General features: G+C 53.8%; 3 tRNA genes and 3 rRNA genes. All 6 read left to right on the top strand.

Going from position 1 to position 5,897, the window contains the following annotated elements:
• Positions 1-217 precede the first annotated feature (217 nt).
• The 6 genes from Q4481_RS24470 to Q4481_RS24445 all read left to right on the top strand — a co-directional run bounded on the left by Q4481_RS24470 (position 218) and on the right by Q4481_RS24445 (position 5,897).
• Positions 218-1,702, top strand: a 16S ribosomal RNA gene (locus Q4481_RS24470).
• Between the two features lie 222 nt (positions 1,703-1,924).
• Positions 1,925-2,001 (top strand) — tRNA-Ile (locus Q4481_RS24465).
• A 152-nt stretch (positions 2,002-2,153) separates the two neighbouring features.
• Positions 2,154-2,229: transfer RNA gene (locus Q4481_RS24460), tRNA-Ala, on the top strand.
• 347 nt (positions 2,230-2,576) lie between these two features.
• Positions 2,577-5,367 (top strand): 23S ribosomal RNA (locus tag Q4481_RS24455).
• Between the two features lie 219 nt (positions 5,368-5,586).
• Positions 5,587-5,701, top strand: a 5S ribosomal RNA gene (gene rrf / locus Q4481_RS24450).
• Together the 16S, 23S and 5S rRNA genes with 3 tRNA genes alongside form the textbook arrangement of a ribosomal RNA operon.
• Positions 5,702-5,820: 119 nt before the next feature.
• Positions 5,821-5,897: transfer RNA gene (locus tag Q4481_RS24445), tRNA-Met, on the top strand.

Raw genomic sequence — 5,897 nt, 5'->3', positions numbered from 1 at the left:
GTCAGTTCTTTGAGATTGTAGGATAGGAAGAAAGAGAGACGTGGACGGCGGGTGTCTGCGGTGGCTTTAGGCTTTAGGGTCTGGGGTTTACCATCGAAGAGACTTTGGCAAGTCTACGTTTTGAAATGAGAAGACGGAAACTTGGTCCTATGGATTTTGAGTTTCTGAACTCTCGTCAATTTCGAGCGAAAGACAGTGACGCCAATTGATCAATTCTCAACTTGAGAGTTTGATCCTGGCTCAGAACGAACGCTGGCGGCAGGCTTAACACATGCAAGTCGAGCGCCCCGCAAGGGGAGCGGCAGACGGGTGAGTAACGCGTGGGAATCTACCGAGCCCTAAGGAATAGCTCCGGGAAACTGGAATTAATACCTTATACGCCCTTTGGGGGAAAGATTTATCGGGGTTTGATGAGCCCGCGTTGGATTAGCTAGTTGGTGGGGTAAAGGCCTACCAAGGCGACGATCCATAGCTGGTCTGAGAGGATGATCAGCCACATTGGGACTGAGACACGGCCCAAACTCCTACGGGAGGCAGCAGTGGGGAATATTGGACAATGGGCGCAAGCCTGATCCAGCCATGCCGCGTGAGTGATGAAGGCCTTAGGGTTGTAAAGCTCTTTCACCGGTGAAGATAATGACGGTAACCGGAGAAGAAGCCCCGGCTAACTTCGTGCCAGCAGCCGCGGTAATACGAAGGGGGCTAGCGTTGTTCGGAATTACTGGGCGTAAAGCGCACGTAGGCGGATATTTAAGTCAGGGGTGAAATCCCAGAGCTCAACTCTGGAACTGCCTTTGATACTGGGTATCTCGAGTATGGAAGAGGTAAGTGGAATTCCGAGTGTAGAGGTGAAATTCGTAGATATTCGGAGGAACACCAGTGGCGAAGGCGGCTTACTGGTCCATTACTGACGCTGAGGTGCGAAAGCGTGGGGAGCAAACAGGATTAGATACCCTGGTAGTCCACGCCGTAAACGATGAATGTTAGCCGTCGGCAAGCATGCTTGTCGGTGGCGCAGCTAACGCATTAAACATTCCGCCTGGGGAGTACGGTCGCAAGATTAAAACTCAAAGGAATTGACGGGGGCCCGCACAAGCGGTGGAGCATGTGGTTTAATTCGAAGCAACGCGCAGAACCTTACCAGCCCTTGACATCCCGATCGCGGTTAGTGGAGACACTTTCCTTCAGTTCGGCTGGATCGGAGACAGGTGCTGCATGGCTGTCGTCAGCTCGTGTCGTGAGATGTTGGGTTAAGTCCCGCAACGAGCGCAACCCTCGCCTCTAGTTGCCATCATTCAGTTGGGCACTCTAGAGGGACTGCCGGTGATAAGCCGAGAGGAAGGTGGGGATGACGTCAAGTCCTCATGGCCCTTACGGGCTGGGCTACACACGTGCTACAATGGCGGTGACAATGGGCAGCAAGACCGCGAGGTCAAGCTAATCTCCAAAAGCCGTCTCAGTTCGGATTGCACTCTGCAACTCGAGTGCATGAAGTTGGAATCGCTAGTAATCGTGGATCAGAATGCCACGGTGAATACGTTCCCGGGCCTTGTACACACCGCCCGTCACACCATGGGAGTTGGCTTTACCCGAAGGTGCTGTGCTAACCGCAAGGAGGCAGGCAACCACGGTAGGGTCAGCGACTGGGGTGAAGTCGTAACAAGGTAGCCGTAGGGGAACCTGCGGCTGGATCACCTCCTTTCTAAGGAAGATCTGGAATTGGTAAGACGCCTGTCTAGAACAGGATGAACCTTCCACATCTTATTAGAACAAGATTGACCAGTCAGGTTAATCGCAAGAACGAAGCCCGATGTTTAGGCATCGAGGTTATACAGGCTCCGCCGTTCACGTTTCTCTTTCTTCATCAAAGGATACGAACCTTGCTTTCTCGGGTCAGTCAGCTGGTCCTTGCGGGCCGGTTTGAGGGCCTGTAGCTCAGTTGGTTAGAGCACACGCTTGATAAGCGTGGGGTCGGAAGTTCAAGTCTTCCCAGGCCCACCATTTGCTTTGGAAATGGGTTGCTTTGTCCTCACGCTGAAGCGATCTTCGATCGCTTGGGCTCCGGACTGGGCGGCCAAAAGTGGCCGACGGCCTCTGGCCTTGCGAAGCTTCGCTTCGAGGTCGGCTGTTGGGCCTGTGGTTCACCAGAGATTGGGGCTGTAGCTCAGCTGGGAGAGCACCTGCTTTGCAAGCAGGGGGTCAGCGGTTCGATCCCGCTCAGCTCCACCATTTTTGTTTGCGCGCCGCCGCCGGCCAACCCGGCGCGCTGGCCAAGCAAGATGTCTGGATGAGAGGATATCCTTTGAAGAAAGAATTGTGTTTGCGGCTTGGACGTTTGTCCAAGGCGCCTGTTCTATCCACATAGTGAAGAGAAGACATGCGGGGACTGGTCGCAAGACCTTTGCCTGTCAAGTGGTTGATTGCTGTTTGCCTTTGGGCATCTGGCGTTGATCATGGTTGATGTTGCTGACCGCACATCAGTCCGCATGTCTCGAGAAGCTGGTCTAATGACATGGATCTTTATCCATGTCGAAGATATCGATTGTCGATGATAGATGATCATTGGCAATGAGAACGATCAAGTGAAATAAGGGCATTTGGTGGATGCCTTGGCATGCACAGGCGATGAAGGACGTGATACGCTGCGATAAGCCGTGGGGAGCTGCGAATAGGCTTTGATCCATGGATCTCCGAATGGGGGAACCCACCTCTGATGCTTGGTAATCTGGCTCGTCTCTGACGAGCGAGGTTCCAAGCATTGATAAGAGGTATCTACACCTGAAAAGATAGGGTGTAAGAAGCGAACGCAGGGAACTGAAACATCTAAGTACCTGCAGGAAAGGACATCAACCGAGACTCCGTTAGTAGTGGCGAGCGAACGCGGACCAGGCCAGTGGCAATGCTGAATAAAGTGGAACGGAATGGAAAGTCCGGCCTTAGCGGGTGATAGCCCCGTACACGTAGAACAGGCATTGTCCTTGAGTAGGGCGGGACACGTGAAATCCTGTCTGAACATGGGGAGACCACTCTCCAAGCCTAAGTACTCGTGCATGACCGATAGCGAACAAGTACCGTGAGGGAAAGGTGAAAAGCACCCCGACGAGGGGAGTGAAATAGAACCTGAAACCGGATGCCTACAAACAGTGGGAGGCCGCAAGGCTGACCGCGTACCTTTTGTATAATGGGTCAACGACTTAGTGTAACAAGCAAGCTTAAGCCGGTAGGTGTAGGCGCAGCGAAAGCGAGTCTGAATAGGGCGATTGAGTTTGTTGCATTAGACCCGAAACCAGGTGATCTAGCCATGAGCAGGTTGAAGGTTGGGTAACACCAACTGGAGGACCGAACCCGCATCTGTTGCAATAGATTGGGATGACTTGTGGCTAGGGGTGAAAGGCCAATCAAACCTGGAGATAGCTGGTTCTCCGCGAAATCTATTTAGGTAGAGCGTCGATCGAATACCCCCGGGGGTAGAGCACTGGATGGGCTATGGGGACTCACCGTCTTACTGATCCTAACCAAACTCCGAATACCGGGGAGTACTAATCGGCAGACACACGGCGGGTGCTAACGTCCGTCGTGAAGAGGGCAACAACCCTGACCTCCAGCTAAGGTCCCCAAGTCATGGCTAAGTGGGAAAGGATGTGAGGATCCCAAAACAACCAGGATGTTGGCTTAGAAGCAGCCATCATTTAAAGAAAGCGTAACAGCTCACTGGTCTAGTCAAGGGTCTTTGCGCCGAAAATGTAACGGGGCTAAAGCCATGCACCGAAGCTGAGGATTCCTCTTTGAGGAGTGGTAGCGGAGCGTTCCGTAAGCCTGTGAAGGAAGACCCGTGAGGGCTTCTGGAGGTATCGGAAGTGCGAATGTTGACATGAGTAACGATAAAGAGGGTGAGAGACCCTCTCGCCGAAAGACCAAGGGTTCCTGCTTAAAGTTAATCTGAGCAGGGTTAGCCGGCCCCTAAGGTGAGGCAGAAATGCGTAGCCGATGGGAACCACGTTAATATTCGTGGGCCTGGTGGTAGTGACGGATTGCGTAACTTGTTATGGCTTATTGGATTGTCATGGCAGGGAAGCGGTTCCAGGAAATAGCTCCACCGTACAGACCGTACCCGAAACCGACACAGGTGGTCAGGTAGAGTATACCAAGGCGCTTGAGAGAACTCTGCTGAAGGAACTCGGCAAATTGCACGCGTAACTTCGGAAGAAGCGTGACCCTTATCTACGCAAGTATATGAGGGTGGCACAGACCAGGGGGTAGCGACTGTTTATCAAAAACACAGGGCTCTGCGAAGCCGCAAGGCGACGTATAGGGTCTGACGCCTGCCCGGTGCTGGAAGGTTAAGAGGAGAGGTGCAAGCTTTGAATCGAAGCCCCAGTAAACGGCGGCCGTAACTATAACGGTCCTAAGGTAGCGAAATTCCTTGTCGGGTAAGTTCCGACCTGCACGAATGGCGTAACGACTTCCCCGCTGTCTCCAGCAGAGACTCAGTGAAATTGAATTCCCCGTGAAGATGCGGGGTTCCTGCGGTCAGACGGAAAGACCCCGTGCACCTTTACTATAGCTTTACACTGGCATTCGCCAAGGCATGTGTAGGATAGGTGGTAGGCTTTGAAGCTTGGACGCCAGTTTGAGTGGAGCCATCCTTGAAATACCACCCTTATCTTCGTGGATGTCTAACCGCGGTCCGTTATCCGGGTCCGGGACAGTGTATGGTGGGTAGTTTGACTGGGGCGGTCGCCTCCGAAAGAGTAACGGAGGCGCGCGATGGTGGGCTCAGAGCGGTCGGAAATCGCTCGTCGAGTGCAATGGCATAAGCCCGCCTGACTGCGAGACTGACAAGTCGAGCAGAGACGAAAGTCGGTCATAGTGATCCGGTGGTCCCGCGTGGAAGGGCCATCGCTCAACGGATAAAAGGTACGCCGGGGATAACAGGCTGATGACCCCCAAGAGTCCATATCGACGGGGTTGTTTGGCACCTCGATGTCGACTCATCGCATCCTGGGGCTGGAGCAGGTCCCAAGGGTATGGCTGTTCGCCATTTAAAGCGGTACGTGAGTTGGGTTCAGAACGTCGTGAGACAGTTCGGTCCCTATCTGCCGTGGGTGTAGGAATATTGACAGGATCTGTCCCTAGTACGAGAGGACCGGGATGGACGTATCTCTGGTGGATCTGTTGTCGCGCCAGCGGCATAGCAGAGTAGCTATATACGGAAGGGATAACCGCTGAAGGCATCTAAGCGGGAAACCCACCTGAAAACGAGTATTCCCTGAGAGCCGTGGAAGACGACCACGTTGATAGGACGGGTGTGGAAGCGTGGTAACATGCGAAGCTTACCGTTACTAATAGCTCGATAGACTTCATCGTTCTCATTGATCAATGATCATCTTGGCTCGAAGAACCAAGATCATCGGTCTTGCGCTCCCGCATGAGCGGGCCTTCGGCCCTATGCTCCGCGCGGGCGCCGGACGACCGGCGACGGCCCTTGGCCTTGCGAAGCTCACGCTTCGTGACCAACCCGTCTCCAACACGATATCTCGGAGATAAATCTCCCCAGCTTCTCGTTTGAGCTTTGCGCTTTGCCGACCTGGTGGTTCTGGCGGGGTGGCTGCACCCGTTCCCATTCCGAACACGGCCGTGAAACGCCCCAGCGCCGATGGTACTTTGTCTTAAGACACGGGAGAGTAGGTCGCTGCCAGGTCTGCAAATCGCAAAACTCAAATCCTCTCATCAACCGGTCATGCCGGATTACTAAAGCCGCATCACGCGGCTCTTCGTCGTAAGGCAAACAAAGCCTCACGACATGGCAAAAGCCAGCAACGCGGGGTGGAGCAGCCCGGTAGCTCGTCAGGCTCATAACCTGAAGGCCGCAGGTTCAAATCCTGCCCCCGCAACCA

The organism is Fluviirhizobium alvei (assembly GCF_030551875.1).
Classification (GTDB): Bacteria; Pseudomonadota; Alphaproteobacteria; order Rhizobiales; family Rhizobiaceae; genus Rhizobium_E; species Rhizobium_E alvei.
The sequence above is the reverse complement of the archived record's forward strand: the minus strand, read 5'-3'. Positions and strand labels throughout refer to the sequence as shown.